Genomic DNA, 20,774 nt, shown 5'->3' with positions numbered 1-20,774 from the left:
TTTTTTTGGAGCGTTTCAATGAATCCCCATGAGCAGTTTCGCGAAGAAGTAAAAGACAACATCGAAGGCCTGAAGAAGGACAAGGCGCTGCAAGCCGAGTCGCTGGACTGGGTCGGCACCACGGCCAAACACAAGTACACCTACAACTTCAGCTGGATGGGCCGGCCGATCATTCAGTTCCCGCAGGACATGGTCGCCATGCAGGAAATCATCTGGAACCTGCGTCCGGACGTGATCGTTGAAACCGGCATCGCCCACGGCGGCTCGCTGGTGTTTTACGCCTCGATCCTGGAACTGATGGGCCATGGCGAAGTGCTGGGTGTCGACATCGATATCCGCCAGCACAACCGCGAAGCGATCGAAGCTCACCCGATGAGCAAACGCATCCAGATGATCCAGGGTTCGAGCATCGACACCGCCATCGTCGACCAGGTGCGCGAGCGCATCCAGGGCAAGAAAGTGCTGGTGGTCCTGGACTCCAATCACACCCACGAACACGTGCTCGAAGAGCTGCGCCTGTATGCACCGATGGTCTCGGTGGGCAGCTATTGCGTGGTCATGGACACCGTGGTCGAAGACATGCCGGAAGATGCGTTCCCGGACCGTCCATGGGGCAAGGGTGACAACCCGAAAACCGCGGTCTGGGCCTACCTGGAAGAGAACCGTGATTTCGAGATCGACCAGGCCATTCACAGCAAGCTGCTGATCACTGTCGCGCCGGATGGCTACCTGCGCCGAGTACGTTAAGCGACACCTCTATTCAAGCGTTAATCAGGCAATCGGTCTGTGGTGGGGAAGGATATGCAAGGCATTTACGGTTCTGAAAACATGCAGCCCTTGAGTGAACTGTTCACTCTGGTGCTGATTACACACAATCGCCCGACGTTCCTGCGCAGGGCATTGCAGTACTACAGCACGTTGCCTTGCAAGATCCTGGTTCTCGATTCGTCGGCCATCGCGCTCGAGGGCGCGGCGACGGTTGCGGACACCATCGACTATCGGCATTTGCCGCAATTCGGCTACTGGGGAATCCAGGCCAAACTGGTGTACGGCGTCGAGCAGGTCACCACGCCTTACATGGTCTTCGCTTCCGACGATGATTTCCTGATGCACGGTGGCCTCACCGAGTCGGTGAACTTCCTCGAAGCCAACCCCGACTACGGTCTGTGCCATGGCTATTGCCTGATGTACCTGACCCACTCCAACTATGTGCAGTACTACCTTCGTGACAAGAAAGTAAACGAGGACTACAACGCCGAGCTCGGTCAGGATCGTGTACTCGATTACGTGAGCCAGTACATTCCGCCGTTCTATGCGGTCCATCGGACTTCGCTGCTGCGTGACTGGTATGCCGCGATGCCTGAAGGAACGATCTTCCAGTGGCAGGAGATCGGGCATGTCTACTACATGCTCGCCCGGGCCAAGGCGCGGATTCTTCCAATTCCTTACGTGGTGCGTGAGGTCAACTATGGCCGTTCGGATCACAACACCGAGATCATGACGACCCTGGCCCTCAAGGACGCCCGGTCTGTCGCCGACCGTGAGCGTTTTGCCGGCTTCCTGGCATCGCTGCCGACCGGCATCAAAGGTCTGGATGAACACCAGACCGCGCAGGTCGCGCTGCAAAGTTTTGCCGCCCTCGCCGAGAGCCTGACGAAACGCAACGCGCTGACCATCGAGCCGATTTTCGAGTCTTACTGGACGGATCCGACGATAGGGCCGAAGCGGGTCTTCGGCCCTCAGCAATACGTTGAAATGCCGTTCTATAACAGTGCCTTCTTCGACCAACTGACGCAGTGCGAATTCCTGCTTCATTCGATGCCGGCGGGACGCCTGCAACTCGAAGAAATGGAAGGCGCGTTGCTCAAGCAGGAAGCGTTGCAGCGCACCTATTCCAATGACACTCCGGCGACCATCCAGACCCGTCTGATTGAAGCCGTTGGCCTGGGAGCGTTCAACCGTCGGGTGATGCAGAAACTGGCGCAGCAGCTGTTGGATATGGATGAAGCCGCTGATGCCCGGATACTGACCGACTGGGTTGAACGTCTGGACAGCGTGCCAACCTTCGACAGCCGTCAGTTGCTCGACACAATGCCGTCGGGACGTTTGCAAAACTGGCTGCAGGCCCGGCAACCGAACGATACCGCGGTGCGCAAAATCAACCAGCACCTGGCGGCCAACGAAGGGGGCCCTCAGTTCGGCATTCTGCTGCTCGATCTGGACGCAGACATGGACAAGCTTCAGGTCACCCTGGACAGCCTCATGGAAAGTGCGTTCCGGGCGTTCAAGGTGGTGATCTTCACCACGGGCGACTTGCCGGCAGTCACCACGGCACAAAACACCCTGCATTTCGTCAAGGTCACGGCGGCCAATTACGTCGACAAGCTGAACCAGATCGCTCGTCAGTCGACTTCGGACTGGTTGCTGCTGGCCGAGGCGGGTGACGAGTTCACCACTGCCGGCTTCCTGCGTGCCAGCCTCGAGTTGCAAGACGCCGAGGGTTGCCGTGCGGTGGCGATGGACGAAATTCATCGCCAGGAGAATGGCACACTGGTCGATGTGTTCCGGCCAGCCTTCAACCTCGACCTGTTGCAGAGCCTGCCGTCACTCATCGCGCGGCACTGGCTGATTCGCCGCGAAGCGCTGGTGGAAGTCGGTGGTTTTGCCCGCGAGTTCGCCTCGGCGCTCGAGTTCGACCTGCTGCTGCGCCTGATCGAAACCGGTGGCCTGGCCGGCCTTGCCCATTTGGCCGAGCCGTTGCTGATCACCGCCGCTCCTGAGCCGACAGCCAACGAGCACGAGCGTCAGACGTTGGTCCGTCATCTGGTGACCCGCGGTTATCAAGCCCAGGTCAGTGCCGAAGCATCGGCTGGTTTGCGTATCGAATACCGCCATGCGGGGCGTCCGAAGGTATCGGTCATCATCCACAGCCAGGACAACCTGGAGCACTTGCAGCGCTGCCTGGTCAGTGTCTTGCAGCGCACGCGCTATCAAAACAACGAAGTTATCATTGCCGATAACCACAGCCAGTCCGCCGAGCTTCACACCTGGCTGGACAGCCTGGAACGAAACGGACGGGGCCGAATTCGTCTGGTCAAGGCTGAACAGCGTCTCAGCACGTCGGCCCTGATCAACCTCGCAGCCGGCGAGGCTCAAGGCGAATACCTGGTGCTGCTGGCGGCGGACGCCGAAGTGGTCAACGCCAACTGGATCGAGGCGCTACTCAATCAGGCCCAGCGTCCCGAAGTCGGCGTGGTCGGTGCCAAGCTGGTGGACCGCGAAGGCAGCGTGACCGGTGCCGGGTTGATTCTGGGGCTCAACGGCGGGATTGCTTCGCCCTTCATCGGTGAGAAAAAAGACGCGTCGGGCTACATGCGCAGACTGCTCGTCGAGCAGAATTACGCGGCCGTCAGCGGTGCATGCCTGATGATTCGCAAGGAAGTATTCGACGCACTCGGCGGTCTGGATCGGGAGCATTTCGATGACGTGTACGCCGATGTCGATCTGTGCCTGAAAGTCGCCGACGCCGGGTTGCTCACGGTGTGGACGCCGCAAGTGCAAGTTACCCACCCGGGCACCTTGCCGGACGCTCCCCAGGCAGTGGCGGCCCTGCGCGACAAGTGGCAGGCGCGCTTCGCGCACGACGAGGCTTACAACAACAACCTGGCCTTGACCGGCAAGGGCTTTGCCCTGAGTGAACCGGCCCCGGTGAACTGGGCGCAGTTGCTCGCATAAGCCTGACTGACAGGTACAAGGACTCAAGGCATGTTCAACGGCAAATCGATTTTCATCTCTGGCGGTACCGGCTCGTTCGGGCGCAATTTCATCCGCCGGCTGCTGGAGCAATATCAGCCGAAGCGGGTGGTGGTGTTCTCGCGCGATGAGCTCAAACAGTACGAGATGCAGCAGACGTTCAACGCGCCGTGCATGCGTTACTTCCTCGGTGATGTGCGCGATGCTGATCGTCTGCGCCAGGCCATGCGTGGCATCGATTACGTGGTGCATGCCGCGGCACTGAAACAAGTGCCGGCGGCGGAGTACAACCCGACCGAATGCATCCGCACCAACGTCAACGGCGCGGAAAATATCATTGCCGCGGCCATCGACAACGGCGTGAAGAAAGTCGTCGCGCTGTCCACCGACAAGGCCGCCAGCCCGATCAACCTGTACGGCGCGACCAAGCTGCTGTCGGACAAATTGTTCGTCGCCGCGAACAATATCGCCGGCGACCAGAACACCCGTTTTTCGGTGGTCCGTTACGGTAACGTTGCCGGTTCGCGTGGCTCGGTGGTGCCGTTTTTCAGCAAGCTGATCGCCGAGGGCACCACGGAGCTGCCGATCACCGATGAGCGCATGACGCGTTTCTGGATCACCCTCGATCACGGTGTGCAGTTTGTGCTCGACAGCTTCGCCCGCATGCACGGTGGTGAAGTGTTTGTGCCCAAGATCCCGTCGATTCGTATCGTCGATCTGGCACTGGGCATGGCTGAACATTTGCCGCACAAGAACGTCGGCATTCGTCCGGGAGAAAAACTCCATGAGTTGATGGTGCCGCTGGACGACGCGCGGATGACCCTGGAGTTTGCCGATCACTACACCATTCAACCTTCGATTCGTTTCACCAGCGTCGACGTGGATTTTGCCGTCGACAAACTGGGCGAGCAGGGCAGGCCTGTCAGTGAAGACTTCGAGTACCGGTCCGACACCAATCCGCACTACCTGTCGGTCGGACAGATTGCTGATCTGCACGCGAAACTGCCGGCATGATTCCCTACGGTCGGCAGAGCCTCGATCAGGCAGATATCGATGCGGTGGTCGCCGTGTTGCAGTCGGACTGGCTCACTCAAGGGCCGACCATCGAACGCTTCGAACAGGCATTGGCGCAACGTTGCCAGGCTGATTTCGCCGTGGCGGTGTGCAATGCCACGGCGGCGTTGCACATTGCCTGCCTCGCGGCCGGACTCGGCCCGGGCGATCGGCTATGGACTACGCCGAATACGTTTCTGGCTTCGGCCAACTGTGGTCGCTATTGCGGCGCCGAGGTGGATTTTGTCGACATCGATCCACTGACGTGGAATCTCGACGCTTACGCACTGGCATCGAAGCTTGAGGCCGCCGAGCGCGCTGGCACGCTGCCGAAGGTGCTGGTGGCCGTGGCGTTTTCCGGGCAGAGCTGCGACATGCGCATGATCGCCGGGCTGGCCGAACGTTATGGTTTTACGGTGATCGAGGATGCGTCCCACGCGGTCGGTGCTTCCTATGCCGGGCGTCCGGTGGGCTGCGGCGAATTTGCGGCGATGACGGTGTTCAGTTTTCACCCGGTGAAAATCATCACCAGCGCCGAAGGGGGCATGGTGTTGACCAACCGCCCTGAACTGGCCGAGCGCTTGCAGCGCCTGCGCAGCCACGGCATGACCCGCGATCCGCAACAGATGACCGAAGCCAGTCACGGCCCCTGGTACTACCAGCAGGTGGAGCTGGGCTTCAATTACCGGATCACCGATCTGCAGGCGGCACTCGGTCTGTCGCAGCTGGACAAGCTCGATGGCTTCATCGCGCGTCGCCGTGAACTGGCCGCGCGTTATGAGCGGTCGCTGGCGTACTTGCCGCTGACCTTGCCCGGCGCGCAGCCGGAGGCCGAATCGGCGTGGCATCTGTACGTGGTGCGGTTGCACACCGACCGGATCAACCTCAGTCATCGCCAGGTGTTCGAAGGCTTGCGAGCGGCGGGTGTCGGTGTGAACCTGCACTACATACCGGTGCATTTGCAGCCGTACTATCGTGACCTGGGGTTTGCCGAAGGTGACTTCCCGCAGGCCGAACGTTATTACGCCGAGGCCATCAGCCTGCCGATGTTTCCTTTGCTGAGCGATGAGCAGCAGGACTATGTGGTGGCGCAACTGCGACGCCTGGTTCTTGAGGAGTAGTGTTGTGAGCAGCGTTGCGATCATTCCGGCCCGCGGCGGCAGCAAGCGAATCCCGCGCAAGAACCTCAAGCCGTTCGACGGCGTGCCGATGATCGTTCGTTCGATTCGCACGGCGCTGGAGTCGCAACTGTTCGACCAGGTGATCGTCAGCACCGACGATGAAGAAATCGCCGAGGTCGCGCGGGCTCACGGGGCTCAGGTGCCGTTCTTGCGTCCGGCGTCGTTGGCCGACGACTTCACCGGCACCGCCGCGGTGATCGTTCATGCCTTGAATCAATTACCAGCGTTCGACTATGCCTGCTGCATCTACGCAACCGCACCGCTGTTGCAGGTACGGTTTCTGCGTCAGGGACTTGAACTGCTGGAGCAGCATCCGGAAAAATCCTTCGCGTTTTCCGTGACCGATTTCGGCTTTCCCGTGCAGCGCGCCTTGACCCTCGACGAGCAGGGCGCGCTGACATCGTTGTACCCCGAGTTCCGCAACACCCGGTCGCAGGATCTGCCCGCAGCCTTTCAGGACGCCGGCCAGTTCTACTGGGGACGCAGCGAGGCCTGGTTGCGCGGCGACGTGTTGTTTTCCCCGGTGAGCCTGCCGGTGATCCTGCCGCGGCATCTGGTGCAGGACATCGACACCCTCGAAGACTGGACGCGCGCCGAATACTTGTACGCTGCGCTGAAGGCTGGTGGTGAGTTGCAATGAGAGTGCTGATTCGCTCCGACGCGTCGCCCACCATTGGCAGCGGGCACATCGCTCGTTTGTTGCCGTTGGCCAGGGTTTTGCGCAAACAGGGCTCGCATGTTGCTTTTGCATGCCGCCAACTGCCGGGGCATCGGCTGGACATGCTGGCAGCCGAAGGTTTCGAAACCTTTGCGCTGCCCGATCGTTATCCCGACGAAGACCCGCAACAAGCCATCGAATCCATGCTGCCGTGGCAGGCGGACATCGACGCGCTGGCGCACGCCTTGGAAAACCATCCGGCATTCGACTGGATCATCGTCGACCACTATGGGCTCGATCATCACTGGCAGACGGCGGCCCGGCGCTGGGCGCCACGGATCGCTGCGGTGGACGACCTCGCCACTCGCCGGTACGCCGTCGACCTGCTGCTCAACCAGAATCTGTCGGGTACACCAGAGGCTTATGGTTCGCTGCTTGAGCCCGGTTGCCAGACGTTGTTCGGCCCGCGATTCGCGATGCTGCGCGATGAGTTCTGCTGCCCGGCAATTGCGATCAAGCCCCAGGTGAAACGGGTGTTGGTCAATTTCGGCGGTTTCGATGCGGCGATGCAGACTTATCACGCGATGTTGGCGATGGCCGATTTCCATGCGCTGGAAGTTGATTTCGTGGCCGGTGCCGATAACCCGGCATGGGACAAGATGATGGCCATGGCGGCGAGTCATCCCAACTGGCGCTTGCACAGTTTTGTCAGCGACTTCTACCGCCTGATGATCGAGGCCGACCTGTTCGTCGGCGCCGGTGGGGGAACCAGTTGGGAGCGGGCGGCCCTGGGGTTGCCGACGATTTGCATTGCGGTCTCGAATAATCAGCAGGCCAACGGCGAGGTCATGGCGGCCTCGGGCGCCCATGTGTACCTGGGCGCCCGTGAGCAGGTGAGCGTCGAACAATTGCGTCAGGCCATCGGTTTTGTCGCGGGCAATCCTGGGATACGCCAGAGTCTGGCCGAGCATTCGCGCCAGTTGGTGGATGGTCGGGGCGCACAGCGGGTGGCGGCCGCCCTGGCCGGCGCGGTGTTGCTGATCCGCCCCGCGACCACCGACGATGCGCAGCTTCTGTTCGACGGGCGTAATGCCGAAGCGGTACGGCGCTGGTCGCGGGAGACCGGGCTGATCGAATGGTCGTCGCATCAAAACTGGCTGGCCGCCAGTTTGAACAATGCACAGCGTCTGCTGTTGATCGCCGAGGCCGATGACGGCCCGGTGGGCGTGTTGCGTTATGACTTGAGCGAATTTGAAGCTGAAGTCTCGATTTATCTGTTTGAAGATCGCATCGGCCTGGGCTGGGGCAGGGCGCTGTTGGCTCGGGGCGAGGCTTTCGTGACCACCCATTGGCCGCAACTGCGGACTATCACCGCTCAAGTCGTGCCAGATAACCAGCCGTCGCTGAAGGTTTTTCGCGAAGCCGGTTTCACTCAGAATGCTTGCGCGTTCACGCGCGTATTAAAGGATCACTGCAATGACTAGCTTCAAAATTGGCGACCGCTTGATCGGGGCCGATGCGCCGCCGTTCATCATCGCCGAGATGAGTGGCAACCATAACCAGTCATTGGACATGGCCCTGCAAATCGTCGATGCCGCAGCCAAGGCGGGTGCGCACGCCTTGAAGCTGCAAACCTACACAGCCGACACCATGACCCTGGACCTGTCCGAGGGCGAGTTCTTCATCAAGGACCCGAACAGTCTGTGGGCCGGATCGTCCTTGTACGCGCTCTACGAAAAAGCGCATACGCCGTGGGAGTGGCACGCGCCGATTTTCGCCCGCGCCAAGGCGCTGGGGATGCTCGCGTTTTCCACGCCGTTTGATGACACCGCAGTGGACTTCCTCGAAAGTCTCGACGTGCCGGCCTACAAGATCGCCAGTTTCGAGAATACGGACCTGCCGTTGATTCGTCGGGTCGCTGCGACCGGCAAGCCATTGATTATTTCTACCGGCATGGCCAGCATCGCCGAACTCGACGAAACCGTACGTGCCGCCCGCGAAGCCGGTTGCAAGGATCTGGTGTTGCTCAAGTGCACCAGCACCTACCCGGCGACGCCCGCCAACAGCAACGTGCGGACGATTCCTCATTTGCGCGAATTGTTTGGCTGTGAAGTCGGGCTGTCTGACCACTCGATGGGCGTCGGTGTGTCTGTGGCCGCGGTGGCTCTCGGGGCGACGGTGGTGGAAAAGCACTTCACCCTCGACCGCAGCGCCGGTGGCGTGGACGCCAGTTTTTCGCTGGAGCCGGCGGAGCTCGCCAGCCTGGTGATAGAAACCGAGCGCGCGTGGCAGGCCATGGGGCATGTGCATTACGGTGTGACGGACGCCGAGCGCAAGTCTCTGATGTACCGCCGCTCGCTCTATGTGACTCAGGACATGGCTGCCGGCGAGCCCTTTTCTGTCGCTAATCTGCGAGCCATTCGTCCGGGGCTGGGGTTGGCTCCAAAACACGCGGAAACCCTTCTGGGCCGCCGTGCCCGTAAGGCTATCCCGCGCGGAACGCCGCTGGACTGGTCGTTGGTCGAATAACCCCTTATGGTGCCGATTCGGCAAAATAGAGTGACCTGCGAGTCATAACGCGCATCTTCACTGTATTGTATTAATCGGGAAGGTGGCGCCTGGCCTGTTTTTGGCCCAGTGATAGCCTTTTATTCTTCCCGCTGTCGCCTCAATGAGGCGGCGTTTTTCTCCGTTTGTCGGCGCCCCTCGAATCATTACGAGCGGTGGTATTGGGCTGTTTATTATTGGGAAGCCGTAATGATTGGCATAAAAAGCATTGCGAGCTACGTTCCTGTAGCCGGCGTGGACAATTACGCACAAGGTGCAAAATTCGAAAAGGATGAAGAATTCATCCTGGGCAAGATCGGTTCGGCCTTCCTGCCGCGCAAAGACGCTGGTCAGGAAACCTCGGACCTGTGTGTCGAAGCAGCCAATGCGCTGTTCGCCAACAATCCGGACTTGAAACGTGAAGACATCGACGTACTGATCGTCGTCACGCAGAACGGCGACGAAGAAGGCCTGCCGCACACCGCCGCCATCGTTCAGGACAAACTGGGCCTGCCGACCACCGTCGCCGCGTTCGATATTTCCCTGGGCTGCTCGGGCTACGTCTACGGCATCTACGCCATCAAGGGCTTCATGGAAGCCGCAGGCTTGAAGAATGGCCTGCTGATCACCGCAGATCCGTACTCGAAGATCGTCGACCCGGAAGACCGCAACACCACCATGCTGTTTGGCGATGCCGCCACTGCAACCTGGATGGGCGAAAACGCACCATGGCAACTGGGCAAGGCCAAGTTCGGCACCGACGGTTCCGGTGCGCCGCACCTGAAGGTGACCGACGGGGTGTTCTTCATGAACGGCCGTCAGGTGTTCAACTTCGCGCTGCTGAAAGTCCCGGCGCACTTGCACGAACTGCTGACCGATTCGCAGCTGACCGCTGATGATATCGATGCGTTCTGCATTCACCAGGGCAGTGCCGCGATTGTCGACGCTGTGGCTCGACGCTTCGAAGGCGAGCCGGAGAAGTTCATCAAGGACATGGTCGAGACCGGCAACACCGTTTCGTCGAGTATCCCGTTGCTGCTGGAGAAACACGTACTGGACTCCACCTGGAAACGTGTGGCGTTGAGCGGTTTCGGCGTTGGTTTGTCATGGGGCTCGGCGATTATCTATCGCCCTTGATCCTTCAAAAGCCAGGCATAAAAATAGCGTTCAAGGTGTAACCTTGAGCGCTATTTTTTTTTTGCCCGAATGAAAAGCGAGGCTCCATGAGCGAGTTGTTTGAGCGCAACGGCGAGTTGATTCAGCGGCGTTGGCCCAAGGTCTGGCATCGACTGTCGGTGGAGAACAGCACCGAGTTGCGCGCTGATCTGGTGGATGGCCAGGGCTCGACATTGAGCATCAATGGCATTCAGTTGACCAGTCGCCATGACCGCACTCGCGAAGCGTTGCTTCAGGCCGGCAGCCTGCCCGTCGACAGTCCGGTGGTGCATGTCTATGGCACCGGGCTGGGGGATTTACAGCTGCAATTGCTGGAGCGAACCGGGCTTGAACGGTTGTACGTGCACATTCTGAACGGCGCGGTGTTTTCCCTGGTGCTGCAACTGCTCGATCAACAGTCGTGGCTCGCCGATTCACGAGTGGTGCTGCTGTATGCCGGCGATCTGGCGGAAATCCAGTTGCCGTACTTCGCGCTGCCTTCGGAGCTGGTGCTGGCGGACGACTACAACGCCAAGATCCGCGACCGGCTGATCAGCGAAACCCATTTGACCTTCAACAATCGCGAATTCAATGCCGACAATCCGGAGATTGCCGAGCGTTTGCAGGCGAGTGTCGAGCGTGTTCGCGCCGATGCCGATGCTGCGGAGCTGTTTGCCACCTGTTCCGGCAGGGAAGTGTTTGTCATTGCCACCGGACCCAGCCTGGAACAGCACTTCGACACGCTGCGCGCGGTACGCGAACAGGCGCAGCGGCCGTTGTTCATTTGCGTCGATACGGCCTACCGACCGCTTATCGAGCATGGGATCAAGCCGGATGTGGTGGTCACGATTGATCAGCGCATCTCGACGCGACATTTGCCGTGCGATGCCTCGCGCGATATCACGCTGGTCTACATGCCCATGGTTGATCCTGAGGTCTTGGGAGGTTGGCAGGGCAAGCGTTACGTGGCCTATTCCGCCAGCCCTGTCTATAGGGACATGCGCGAGCAGTTGCCCAAGGCCCAACTGTTTGTCGGTGGCAGTGTGATTCACCCGGCGGTGGACCTGGCGGTACACATGGGGGCCAGCCAGATCACGCTGTTCGGCGCCGATTTTGCTTTTCCGAACAACAAGACCCACGCCGGCTGGAATGACGGTGACCTTGGGCCGAACGTGGGCGCCGCCCGGCACTGGGTGCTCGATGGCCACGGTCAGCGAGTCAAGACGCAGCTCAATTTCCGCAGTTACTTGTGCGAGCTGGAACGGTACATCGCCGGGCATCCTCAGATGGCTTTCTATAACAGCAGTCGGGCAGGGGCGATGATCGTCGGCACGACGTTTCACCCGGAGCTCACGCGATGACTGAATCCTCCCTGATTGCCCAGGCGCTGCAGTGTTCTGTTTTGTTCCGTCTGGGGCGAGATGTCGAAGCGGCGCTGCTCATGGTCCAGATTTGCAGTGATGTGCAATCCGCAATGGGGCACGAGACTGTCGAGGTCCAATCCCGCTGGACGGCGTTGCTCTCCGACATGCAGGCCTGTCAGGAGGCGCAGGATTGGTTGGCGCTGGCCGATTATCTTGATTATGAGTTGCCCCAATTGCTGGAAGCGGCCACGGCCGGTCAAGGCTTTTGACAATGTGCCGGTACAGGCGAGTCCTCGCTGTCCCGTTACCGGCATTTCCCTGACGTCACTTTTTTGGATTGGCTTGCCGCCAAGCCCTTGTTTTATGGGGGGTGGCAGTGTGATGGCAAATTTTTTTCAAAATGGCCTAAAGCAACCTGCATTCGCGACGATAACTATTACGAAGGTTCTCTAGGCCATACCCGGCGGTTGCCAGGGCCGGAAGCCGCAGTACCCAACCAACGAGGAATTCGTCATGGCTTTGACAGTAAACACCAACACTACGTCGCTGAACGTTCAGAAGAACCTGAACCGTGCTTCCGACGCGCTTTCGACTTCGATGACTCGCCTGTCTTCCGGCCTGAAAATCAACAGCGCCAAAGACGACGCCGCCGGCCTGCAAATCGCTAACCGTATGACCTCGCAGATCCGTGGTCAGACCATGGCTATCAAAAACGCCAACGACGGTGTTTCGATCGCTCAGACCGCTGAAGGCGCTCTGCAAGAGTCGACCAACATTCTGCAACGTATGCGTGAAATTGCACTGCAATCGCGAAACGACTCCAACGGCACTGCTGACCGTACCGCTCTGGACAAAGAATACCAACAGTCGGTTGCAGAACTGACCCGTATTGCTCAGTCCACCAACCTGAACGGCAAAGCGCTGATCGACGGTACTGCTGGCGCGATGGAATTCCAGGTAGGTTCGAACACTACTTCCGACAACCAGATCACTCTGACCCTGTCGACCAGCTTCGACGCCAGCGCCCTGGGCATGACCGGTACTACCATCTCCGGTACTTCCAACTCGGGTAACCACAACTCTGTATTGTCCGCGATCTCGGCCATCAACATTGCCCTGGACAAAATCAACTCCACTCGTGCTGACCTCGGTGCTGCTCAGAACCGTTTCTCCACCACGATCTCCAACCTGCAGAACATCAACGAAAACGCCAGTGCTGCACTGAGCCGCGTACAAGATACCGACTTCGCTGCTGAAACTGCACAGCTGACCAAGCAAAACACCCTGCAACAAGCTTCCACTTCGGTTCTGGCCCAGGCCAACCAACTGCCATCCGCTGTACTGAAACTGCTTCAGTAATAGCTGGGTAAGTTTTGGCGGGGGAGTGCGCACGCGCGCTCTCTCGCTTTTTCAATTTAAGAGGTGATGGACATGGATATGAGCGTGAAGCTGAACTTGTCTTATCCTGCCGCGAAGCCGGCGACGACTGTTGCTGAACAATCGGTGGAAAAGCCTCGAGCCGATGCTGCCACCGTGGCAACGGTCAAGGATGAATCAAAAGACGCGCAAAGCGAGCAGGACAAACTGAAGATGGCCGTTCAGGAAATCGAAAAGTTCGTTCAATCGATCAAGCGCAATCTGGAGTTCTCGATCGATGAACCTTCAGGCAAGGTTATCGTTAAAGTGATCGCCAGCGAGTCGGGTGAAGTGGTTCGCCAGATCCCCAACGAAGAAGTGCTCAAACTGGCCAATAGTTTGAATGATGCAAGCAGCCTGTTGTTCAGCGCTAAAGTCTGACAGCTGGCACGAATTTTGTTGCTATGTTCTTTTGGGCGTTGTAATGGTCAAAAGGCCGGCGACACACTGAAGGGAGTCCCACATGGCAAGTCCAATTCTACCGGGTCTGGGGTTAGGCTCCGGCCTTGACACCACGGCTATCGTCAAAGCTTTGGTTGATGCTGATAAATCGGCCAAGCAAACCCAGATCAACCGGCAGACGAACACCAATACATCGCAGATTTCCGGTGTCGGGACCCTCAAGAGTGTGTTGGCGAATTTCCAGGCCGCGATCAAAAACCTTGGTGATACCAAGACCCCTCAGTTCCTGGGTTACAACGCCACGAGTTCCGATCCCAAAGTGCTGACCTCTGTCGCCAGCAACTCGGCGGTCAACGGCACGTATGTCATCAAGGTCAACTCCCTTGCGACTTCATCCAAGGTGGCGACCGCTGCGTTTCCCCTTGGCCCTACCAGTGCCATTCAGGACGGTACGCTCAATATCACTCAAAATGGCATTGCCCGACCGGTCACCATTCCTCCTGGTGCTACGTTGCAGACGGTGCGGGATGCGATCAACACCCAGCAAGGCGCCAATGGCTTCAGTGCCAACATTGTCACTGACTCCTTCGGTTCGCGTCTGGTCCTGGGGTCTACCGCGACCGGTTTGAATTCCGATATCACGCTCAGTGGTATTCCGGGCCTGGAAATTACCGCGGGCCAGAAAATGGGTCCCACGCCTGATGGGGCTTCGGCGGGTGCCATCGGCGAACTCGCTGCGAATGCCAGCTTTACGGTTGACGGGCTGGCTATCTCCAGCAAATCCAACACTGTGGATAGCGCCATTTCCGGCCTGACACTGAATCTGGTGACGACGGGTACTTCCACTGTGACGGTCGGGCCGAACAGTGACGGTTTGAAAAAATCGATCCAGGCCTTTGTCGACGCTTTCAACCAGGTGGTCAGCACCGTCAGTACGCTGAGCAAGCCTTCCCTGGATAAAGATGGCAAGCCAACCATTCCCGCGGCATTGACCGGTGACTCGCTGGGTCGCAGTGTTCTGGCGTCGATCCGTGAGCCGTTGGCAAGTACCGGTGCTGGCGACAAACTGACCGTGCTTTCGCAGTTGGGTATTACCACTAACCAGAAAACCGGTGCGCTCGATTTTGACAGCACCAAGTTCTCTGCGGCGATGGATACGCAGAAACTGGGTGGTGAAATTCAGAAGCTGTTCCTGGGTGATCCAGCGGCGACCGGCGATGCGGCCAAGGGGCTGCTGGAGCGAATGAATTCGGCGATTACGCCTTATACCGTTACTGGCAACGAAGGCATCCTTGATGCGCGTTCGGCCAGCCTGGCGAAGGTTAAAACCAACCTGGCCAGCCAGCAGGAAGCACTGGATCGTCGGGTCGCGACTCTGACAACCGTGCTGACCAAGAAGTACAACGACATGGACACTCTTGTCGGCAAGCTCAAGGCAACGGCGAGCAACATTACCTCGATGTTTGAGGCGATGAACGCACAGAAAAAAGGCTGATAGCGCGTAGGCGCCAAAAGCCCGGCAGCGAATTCCGCTTGTCGGGCTTTTTTTGTTTCGATCTAAAGATTTTTGACGCGGTGTCGATACACTGGCTATACGAATCACAAAGTTTTGATGAGGTACAGCATGAACCCGATGTTAGCCCTTCGGCAGTACCAGAAGATTGGTGCTCAGGCCCAGACTTCCGAAGCCAGCCCCCATCGCCTGGTGCAAATGCTCATGGAAGGTGGGCTGGATCGCATCGCTCAGGCCAAGGGTGCCATGGAGCGCAAGGATATTCCCAACAAAGGCATTTTCATCGGCAAGGCGATCGCGATCGTCGGTGGCTTGCGTGAAGGCCTGGACCTGGAAAATTCGATTGAGTCTGTGGGTGAGCTGGACAAGCTGTACACCTACATGATGAAGCGCCTGGCAGAAGCCAACGTCAAAACCGATCCAAAGATTCTCGACGAAGTCGCCGATTTGCTTCGCACAGTCAAAGAAGGCTGGGATGCTATCGCCGCGCCGGGTCCGCAGTTTTAAGGAGATCACCATGAGTCTTGTATTGCAGCGTATCGAACACACCCGTGATGCCCTCGTCGGTGCCTTGGCCGAGCGCAATTGGGAAGCCATCGGTGAGTTGGATCTGGCTTGTCGTTCCTGCATGGAAGACGTCTTGAGTGAAGCTTCGGTAGACGAGGCCGCCTTGCGTGACAATCTTGAAGAGTTGCTGGGGGTGTATAAGCAGCTTCTGGAGGCGGCGACAGGGGAGCGACAAGCAATAGTTGATGAGATGTCGCAGATCCATCAAGCACAGAACGCTGCAAAGGTTTACCATCTGTTTGGTTAATTAATCCTCAGTTAATCCAAACATAGTGCGCCATAAATTTGACTGTGCACGGTTTTTTGACTTAACTAGTGGCTGGTTCCAGATTTCAGGCGTCTACAGGCATAACGTGTCTGCAAGCGTCTAGCTTGCCCCATCATTTCGGGCATTGAGTTGACTAGGGAAGTTGCTATTGCATGTGGCGTGAAACCAAAATTCTGCTGATTGATGACGATAGCGTCCGCCGCCGCGACCTGGCGGTGATTTTAAATTTTCTTGGCGAAGAAAATTTACCCTGCGGTAGCCATGACTGGCAGCAGGCTGTCGGCTCTTTGTCATCAAGTCGTGAAGTGATCTGTGTCCTCATCGGGACGGTCAATGCTCCTGGTGCACTTCCGGGCTTGTTAAAGACACTCTCTACCTGGGATGAGTTCCTTCCGGTTTTGTTAATGGGCGATAATTCTTCCGTTGACTTGCCAGAAGACCAGCGTCGCCGAGTGCTTTCGACCCTCGAAATGCCACCCAGCTACAGCAAACTGCTCGATTCGCTGCACCGTGCCCAGGTCTATCGAGAGATGTACGACCAGGCCCGCGAGCGCGGTCGTCATCGCGAGCCCAACCTTTTCCGCAGTCTTGTCGGCACCAGCCGGGCGATTCAACACGTCCGTCAGATGATGCAGCAAGTTGCCGACACCGACGCCAGCGTGCTGATCCTTGGCGAGTCGGGGACTGGCAAGGAAGTGGTCGCGCGCAACCTGCACTACCATTCCAAGCGTCGTGACGCGCCGTTCGTCCCGGTCAACTGCGGGGCGATCCCGGCCGAGTTGCTGGAAAGCGAATTGTTCGGTCATGAGAAAGGCGCCTTCACCGGGGCGATTACCAGTCGCGCCGGGCGTTTTGAGCTGGCCAACGGCGGCACGCTGTTCCTCGACGAAATCGGCGACATGCCGCTGCCGATGCAGGTCAAGCTGCTGCGCGTGCTGCAGGAGCGCACTTTCGAGCGCGTGGGCAGCAACAAGACCCAAAGCGTCGATGTGCGCATCATCGCGGCGACTCACAAGAATCTCGAAAGCATGATCGAGATCGGCACTTTCCGCGAAGATTTGTACTACCGCCTGAACGTGTTCCCGATCGAGATGGCACCGCTGCGCGAACGTGTCGAAGACATTCCGCTGCTGATGAACGAGTTGATCTCGCGCATGGAGCACGAGAAGCGCGGTTCGATCCGTTTCAACTCCGCAGCGATCATGTCGCTGTGCCGTCACGGCTGGCCGGGCAACGTTCGCGAACTGGCCAACCTGGTGGAGCGCATGGCGATCATGCACCCGTACGGGGTGATCGGTGTGGTCGAGTTGCCGAAGAAATTCCGCTACGTCGATGACGAAGACGAGCAACTGGTCGATAGCCTGCGCAGCGATCTTGAAGAGCGCGTGGCCATCAACGGTCACACTCCGGACTTCACCGCCAACGCCATGCTGCCGCCGGAAGGCCTGGACCTGAAAGACTACCTCGGTGGTCTGGAACAGGGCCTGATCCAGCAGGCGCTGGATGATGCCAATGGCATCGTGGCGCGCGCTGCCGAGCGGTTGCGGATCCGTCGTACCACGCTGGTAGAGAAGATGCGCAAGTACGGCATGAGCCGTCGCGATGGTGATGAACAGGCGGATGATTGACGCCTGTTTTTCAAGTCGTTCATTTGTAGGCGGTTTTTTTTAGGCACGGGTATTGCTACATCCCTCGCAACGTTCCGTTTAACTGACGGTCAGCCAAGCGAGAGAGCCCGATGCCCCAAGCCGCCCAGATGTCTCCTGTCCCTGATGCTTCGGGACAAACGTCGTCCGTAGAGCAGGCAAGCCGGCTTGGCCTTGAGCAGGCTTTCGCGTTGTTCAACCAGATGTCCAGCCAGTTGACCGACTCCTACAGCATGCTCGAAGCCCGGGTCACCGAGCTCAAGGGCGAGCTGGCGGTGGTCAGCGCTCAGCGCATGCAGGAACTGGCGGAAAAAGAACGCCTGGCCAACCGCCTGCAAAACCTCCTCGATCTATTGCCCGGCGGCGTTATCGTCATCGACGCCCAGGGCATCGTGCGTGAAGCCAACCCCGCTGCATGTGAATTGCTCGGCCTGCCTCTCGAAGGCGAGCTGTGGCGTCATGTCATTGCCCGATGCTTTGCGCCGCGCGAAGACGACGGCCACGAAATCTCGCTCAAGGACGGTCGGCGTCTGTCGATCGCCACCCGCTCGCTGGATGCCGAGCCCGGCCAGTTGGTGTTGCTCAATGACCTGACCGAAACCCGTCATCTGCAAGATCAACTGGCTCGCCACGAACGCCTGTCTTCCCTCGGTCGAATGGTTGCCTCGCTGGCTCACCAGATTCGTACGCCGTTGTCCGCCGCATTGCTTTACGCCAGTCATTTGACCGAGCAAGAACTGCCGGTTGCCACGCAGCAGCGTTTTGCCGGGCGGCTTAAAGAGCGTTTGCATGAGCTGGAGCATCAAGTGCGCGACATGCTGGTGTTCGCTCGTGGCGAGCTGCCGCTGACCGATCGCGTTACGCCGAAAATGCTGATGCAATCCTTGCAGGCAGCGGCGCTGACCCATGTGCAGGATTTGCCGGTTCGCTGGCAGTGCGACAGCCATGCGGGTGAGTTGCTGTGCAATCGCGACACGTTGGTCGGGGCGATTCTCAATCTGATCGAGAACGCGATCCAGGCCAGTGCCGGCGACGTTCGCTTGAAAGTCCATCTCTACACCCGCGACAACAACCTGCGTGTCTGCGTCAGTGACAGCGGCAGCGGCATCGATACGAAAGTGCTGGCGCGTTTGGGTGAGCCATTTTTTACCACTAAAACCACCGGGACCGGCCTTGGCCTGACCGTGGTCAAGGCCGTGGCTCGTGCCCATCAGGGAGAATTGCAGCTGCACTCGCGGTTGGGTCGCGGCACCTGCGCGCAGGTGATTCTGCCGCTGTTTTCTGATGAAAAGCGCAGTGCTCAGGGAGTGGAGTGAACGACATGGGGATCAAGGTTTTACTGGTCGAGGATGACCGCGCATTACGCGAAGCACTGACCGATACGCTGTTGCTCGCAGGGCATGACTACACAGCCGTGGGGTCGGCCGAAGAAGCGCTGGACGCCGTCGGAGCCGAGGCGTTCAACCTGGTGCTCAGTGACGTCAACATGCCGGGCATGGACGGCCATCAACTGCTCGGATTGCTGCGCGCTCGCCAACCGCAGTTGCCGGTGCTCCTGATGACGGCGCACGGCGCCGTAGAGCGCGCGGTCGATGCGATGCGTCAGGGCGCGGCGGATTATCTGGTCAAGCCGTTCGAGCCCAAGGCTTTGCTGGATCTGGTTGCGCGGCATGCGCTGGGCAGCCTCGGCGCTGGCGACAGCGAGGGGCCTGTAGCGTTCGAGCCGGCCAGTGCGCAGCTGCTGGAATTGGCCGCGCGGGTGGCGCGCAGTGATTCGACGGTGTTGATCTCCGGTGAGTCCGGGACGGGTAAAGAAGTGCTGGCGCGTTACATTCATCAGCATTCTCATCGCGCCAGCCAGCCGTTCATTGCAATCAATTGCGCGGCGATTCCCGACAACATGCTCGAGGCAACGCTGTTCGGTCACGAAAAGGGTTCGTTCACTGGCGCCATCGCGGCGCAGGCCGGCAAGTTCGAGCAGGCCGACGGCGGAACCATTCTGCTCGACGAAATTTCCGAAATGCCCCTGGGTCTTCAAGCCAAGTTGCTGCGCGTGTTACAGGAGCGCGAAGTTGAGCGGGTCGGCGCGCGCAAACCGATCACGCTGGATATTCGGGTCGTCGCCACCACCAACCGCGACCTTGCCGGTGAAGTGGCGGCAGGGCGTTTCCGCGAAGACCTTTACTATCGCCTGTCCGTATTTCCTTTGGCCTGGCGTCCGTTGCGCGAACGCACCGCCGACATCCTGCCGCTGGCCGAGCGGCTGCTGACCAAGCACGTCAATAAAATGAAGCATGCGGCGGCGCGACTGTCGCCCGAGGCGCAGGCGTGCCTGATCGGCTATCCGTGGCCGGGCAATGTGCGGGAGCTGGATAACGCGATTCAGCGTGCATTGATCCTGCAGCAGGGCGGTGTGATCCAGCCGCAGGATTTCTGCCTGGCCGGGCCGGTTGCCTGTGCGCCGTTGCCGGCATTGGCCGCCGTGCCGGTGCGGGGCGTGGAAGTCGAGTCCGAGTCTGCCGGTGCATTGGGTGACGACCTGCGTCGCCGCGAATTCCAGATGATCATCGATACCTTGCGCTCTGAGCGGGGTCGTCGCAAGGAAGCGGCAGAGCGTCTGGGCATCAGCCCTCGCACCCTGCGCTACAAACTGGCGCAAATGCGTGATGCCGGAATGGATGTTGAAGCTTACCTGTTCGCCACCTGATTTTGCTTTGTGGGAGCGAGCCTGCTCGCGATGGAGTCAGGAGCGACGCGTTATCGTTCACGACCATCGCGAGCAGGCTCGCTCCTGCAGAAGTTTGTGAGCTGATAAAGGGCTTTTGTTCTGGGCGGCCACGGAGATGGCACCCTTGTTGCTAACACCTCACTACCCGCCGAGTGAGTGTCAAAAAATTGCGGGTCGTCAATGAGAGTAGACCATGAGCCAAGGTATTGAATTCAATCGGTTGATGCTGGACATGCGTTCCATGCAAATGGATGCCATGTCTGCGCCGAAATCGACTGCCGCCGTCCCTGAATTGAGCGGCAGCAGCTTTTCCGACATGCTCGGTCAGGCCGTCAATAAAGTGAGCGACACCCAGCAGGCTTCCAGTCAGTTGGCCAGTGCCTTCGAGATTGGCAAGAGTGGTGTTGACCTGACGGACGTGATGATTTCCTCGCAGAAGGCCAGCGTGTCTTTCCAGGCGTTGACCCAAGTGCGTAACAAGCTGGTTCAGGCATACCAAGACATCATGCAGATGCCGGTTTAA

Annotated in this window: 19 protein-coding genes; all 19 read left to right on the top strand. The window is 59.0% G+C overall.

Annotation, left to right across the window (positions count from 1 at the left end):
* Positions 1-18: 18 nt before the first annotated feature.
* A complete protein-coding gene (locus J4E42_RS12895; protein ID WP_008044623.1) occupies positions 19-747 on the top strand; it encodes a cephalosporin hydroxylase family protein in 729 nt (242 codons plus the stop codon).
* A 54-nt stretch (positions 748-801) separates the two neighbouring features.
* On the top strand, positions 802-3,735 hold the full coding sequence (locus J4E42_RS12890) for a TIGR00180 family glycosyltransferase (RefSeq protein WP_207285376.1): 2,934 nt from the start codon (positions 802-804) through the stop codon (positions 3,733-3,735).
* A gap of 30 nt (positions 3,736-3,765) precedes the next feature.
* On the top strand, positions 3,766-4,767 hold the full coding sequence (gene pseB / locus J4E42_RS12885; protein WP_207285375.1) for a UDP-N-acetylglucosamine 4,6-dehydratase (inverting): 1,002 nt from the start codon (positions 3,766-3,768) through the stop codon (positions 4,765-4,767).
* Positions 4,764-5,927: a UDP-4-amino-4,6-dideoxy-N-acetyl-beta-L-altrosamine transaminase gene (gene pseC, locus J4E42_RS12880; protein WP_008044617.1), complete on the top strand. Its 1,164-nt coding sequence runs from the start codon at positions 4,764-4,766 to the stop codon at positions 5,925-5,927. Before pseB ends, pseC begins: the two co-directional genes overlap by 4 nt.
* A 4-nt stretch (positions 5,928-5,931) precedes the next feature.
* A complete protein-coding gene (pseF, locus tag J4E42_RS12875; protein ID WP_207285374.1) occupies positions 5,932-6,627 on the top strand; it encodes a pseudaminic acid cytidylyltransferase in 696 nt (231 codons plus the stop codon).
* Positions 6,624-8,129: a UDP-2,4-diacetamido-2,4,6-trideoxy-beta-L-altropyranose hydrolase gene (pseG, locus tag J4E42_RS12870; RefSeq protein WP_207285373.1), complete on the top strand. Its 1,506-nt coding sequence runs from the start codon at positions 6,624-6,626 to the stop codon at positions 8,127-8,129. Before pseF ends, pseG begins: the two co-directional genes overlap by 4 nt.
* The gene (gene pseI, locus J4E42_RS12865; protein WP_008044612.1) at positions 8,122-9,174 is read left to right on the top strand and encodes a pseudaminic acid synthase; all 1,053 of its coding nucleotides are present in this window, start codon (positions 8,122-8,124) and stop codon (positions 9,172-9,174) included. The genes pseG and pseI overlap by 8 nt, the downstream gene beginning before the upstream one ends.
* Before the next feature lie 228 nt (positions 9,175-9,402).
* Positions 9,403-10,329 carry a ketoacyl-ACP synthase III gene (locus tag J4E42_RS12860; RefSeq protein WP_008035244.1) on the top strand — a complete coding sequence of 309 codons (927 nt, stop codon included), beginning with the start codon at positions 9,403-9,405 and terminating at the stop codon, positions 10,327-10,329.
* 86 nt (positions 10,330-10,415) lie between these two features.
* Entirely contained in the window at positions 10,416-11,708 is a 1,293-nt protein-coding gene (locus J4E42_RS12855) for a motility associated factor glycosyltransferase family protein (protein ID WP_008044609.1), read from the top strand.
* Positions 11,705-11,980 carry a hypothetical protein gene (locus tag J4E42_RS12850; protein ID WP_207285372.1) on the top strand — a complete coding sequence of 92 codons (276 nt, stop codon included), beginning with the start codon at positions 11,705-11,707 and terminating at the stop codon, positions 11,978-11,980. The genes J4E42_RS12855 and J4E42_RS12850 overlap by 4 nt, the downstream gene beginning before the upstream one ends.
* A 244-nt stretch (positions 11,981-12,224) precedes the next feature.
* Entirely contained in the window at positions 12,225-13,070 is an 846-nt protein-coding gene (locus J4E42_RS12845; RefSeq protein ID WP_008044606.1) for a flagellin domain-containing protein, read from the top strand.
* Between the two features lie 72 nt (positions 13,071-13,142).
* On the top strand, positions 13,143-13,508 hold the full coding sequence (locus tag J4E42_RS12840) for a flagellar protein FlaG (RefSeq protein WP_008044605.1): 366 nt from the start codon (positions 13,143-13,145) through the stop codon (positions 13,506-13,508).
* Positions 13,509-13,590: 82 nt separating this feature from the next.
* On the top strand, positions 13,591-15,024 hold the full coding sequence (gene fliD / locus J4E42_RS12835) for a flagellar filament capping protein FliD (RefSeq protein ID WP_207285371.1): 1,434 nt from the start codon (positions 13,591-13,593) through the stop codon (positions 15,022-15,024).
* 129 nt (positions 15,025-15,153) lie between these two features.
* A complete protein-coding gene (gene fliS / locus J4E42_RS12830; RefSeq protein ID WP_008044602.1) occupies positions 15,154-15,549 on the top strand; it encodes a flagellar export chaperone FliS in 396 nt (131 codons plus the stop codon).
* Positions 15,550-15,559: 10 nt separating this feature from the next.
* Positions 15,560-15,856 (top strand): hypothetical protein, encoded by a 297-nt coding sequence (locus J4E42_RS12825; RefSeq protein ID WP_008044601.1) that lies wholly within the window; start codon positions 15,560-15,562, stop codon positions 15,854-15,856.
* Between the two features lie 173 nt (positions 15,857-16,029).
* Entirely contained in the window at positions 16,030-17,505 is a 1,476-nt protein-coding gene (locus tag J4E42_RS12820) for a sigma-54 dependent transcriptional regulator (RefSeq protein WP_008044600.1), read from the top strand.
* A gap of 110 nt (positions 17,506-17,615) precedes the next feature.
* Positions 17,616-18,839: a sensor histidine kinase gene (locus J4E42_RS12815; protein WP_404943246.1), complete on the top strand. Its 1,224-nt coding sequence runs from the start codon at positions 17,616-17,618 to the stop codon at positions 18,837-18,839.
* Between the two features lie 5 nt (positions 18,840-18,844).
* Positions 18,845-20,230: a sigma-54 dependent transcriptional regulator gene (locus J4E42_RS12810; RefSeq protein ID WP_207285370.1), complete on the top strand. Its 1,386-nt coding sequence runs from the start codon at positions 18,845-18,847 to the stop codon at positions 20,228-20,230.
* A gap of 214 nt (positions 20,231-20,444) precedes the next feature.
* Positions 20,445-20,774 (top strand): flagellar hook-basal body complex protein FliE, encoded by a 330-nt coding sequence (gene fliE / locus J4E42_RS12805; RefSeq protein WP_008044594.1) that lies wholly within the window; start codon positions 20,445-20,447, stop codon positions 20,772-20,774.

It is taken from the genome of Pseudomonas sp. FW300-N2A2, assembly GCF_017351735.1.
Lineage (GTDB): Bacteria > Pseudomonadota > Gammaproteobacteria > Pseudomonadales > Pseudomonadaceae > Aquipseudomonas > Aquipseudomonas migulae.
The sequence above is the reverse complement of the archived record's forward strand: the minus strand, read 5'-3'. Positions and strand labels throughout refer to the sequence as shown.

Excerpts from the sequence above, each read along its gene's own strand:
- fliE (WP_008044594.1), top strand. The coding sequence starts at position 20,445 with ATGAGCCAAGGTATTGAATTCAATCGGTTGATGCTGGACATGCGTTCC.
- J4E42_RS12840 (WP_008044605.1), top strand. The coding sequence starts at position 13,143 with ATGGATATGAGCGTGAAGCTGAACTTGTCTTATCCTGCCGCGAAGCCG.
- J4E42_RS12855 (WP_008044609.1), top strand. The coding sequence starts at position 10,416 with ATGAGCGAGTTGTTTGAGCGCAACGGCGAGTTGATTCAGCGGCGTTGG.
- J4E42_RS12895 (WP_008044623.1), top strand. The coding sequence starts at position 19 with ATGAATCCCCATGAGCAGTTTCGCGAAGAAGTAAAAGACAACATCGAA.
- pseB (WP_207285375.1), top strand. The coding sequence starts at position 3,766 with ATGTTCAACGGCAAATCGATTTTCATCTCTGGCGGTACCGGCTCGTTC.
- fliD (WP_207285371.1), top strand. The coding sequence starts at position 13,591 with ATGGCAAGTCCAATTCTACCGGGTCTGGGGTTAGGCTCCGGCCTTGAC.
- pseI (WP_008044612.1), top strand. The coding sequence starts at position 8,122 with ATGACTAGCTTCAAAATTGGCGACCGCTTGATCGGGGCCGATGCGCCG.
- J4E42_RS12890 (WP_207285376.1), top strand. The coding sequence starts at position 802 with ATGCAAGGCATTTACGGTTCTGAAAACATGCAGCCCTTGAGTGAACTG.
- fliS (WP_008044602.1), top strand. The coding sequence starts at position 15,154 with ATGAACCCGATGTTAGCCCTTCGGCAGTACCAGAAGATTGGTGCTCAG.
- pseC (WP_008044617.1), top strand. The coding sequence starts at position 4,764 with ATGATTCCCTACGGTCGGCAGAGCCTCGATCAGGCAGATATCGATGCG.
- J4E42_RS12820 (WP_008044600.1), top strand. The coding sequence starts at position 16,030 with ATGTGGCGTGAAACCAAAATTCTGCTGATTGATGACGATAGCGTCCGC.
- J4E42_RS12845 (WP_008044606.1), top strand. The coding sequence starts at position 12,225 with ATGGCTTTGACAGTAAACACCAACACTACGTCGCTGAACGTTCAGAAG.
- J4E42_RS12810 (WP_207285370.1), top strand. The coding sequence starts at position 18,845 with ATGGGGATCAAGGTTTTACTGGTCGAGGATGACCGCGCATTACGCGAA.
- J4E42_RS12825 (WP_008044601.1), top strand. The coding sequence starts at position 15,560 with ATGAGTCTTGTATTGCAGCGTATCGAACACACCCGTGATGCCCTCGTC.
- pseG (WP_207285373.1), top strand. The coding sequence starts at position 6,624 with ATGAGAGTGCTGATTCGCTCCGACGCGTCGCCCACCATTGGCAGCGGG.
- J4E42_RS12860 (WP_008035244.1), top strand. The coding sequence starts at position 9,403 with ATGATTGGCATAAAAAGCATTGCGAGCTACGTTCCTGTAGCCGGCGTG.
- J4E42_RS12850 (WP_207285372.1), top strand. The coding sequence starts at position 11,705 with ATGACTGAATCCTCCCTGATTGCCCAGGCGCTGCAGTGTTCTGTTTTG.
- J4E42_RS12815 (WP_404943246.1), top strand. The coding sequence starts at position 17,616 with ATGCCCCAAGCCGCCCAGATGTCTCCTGTCCCTGATGCTTCGGGACAA.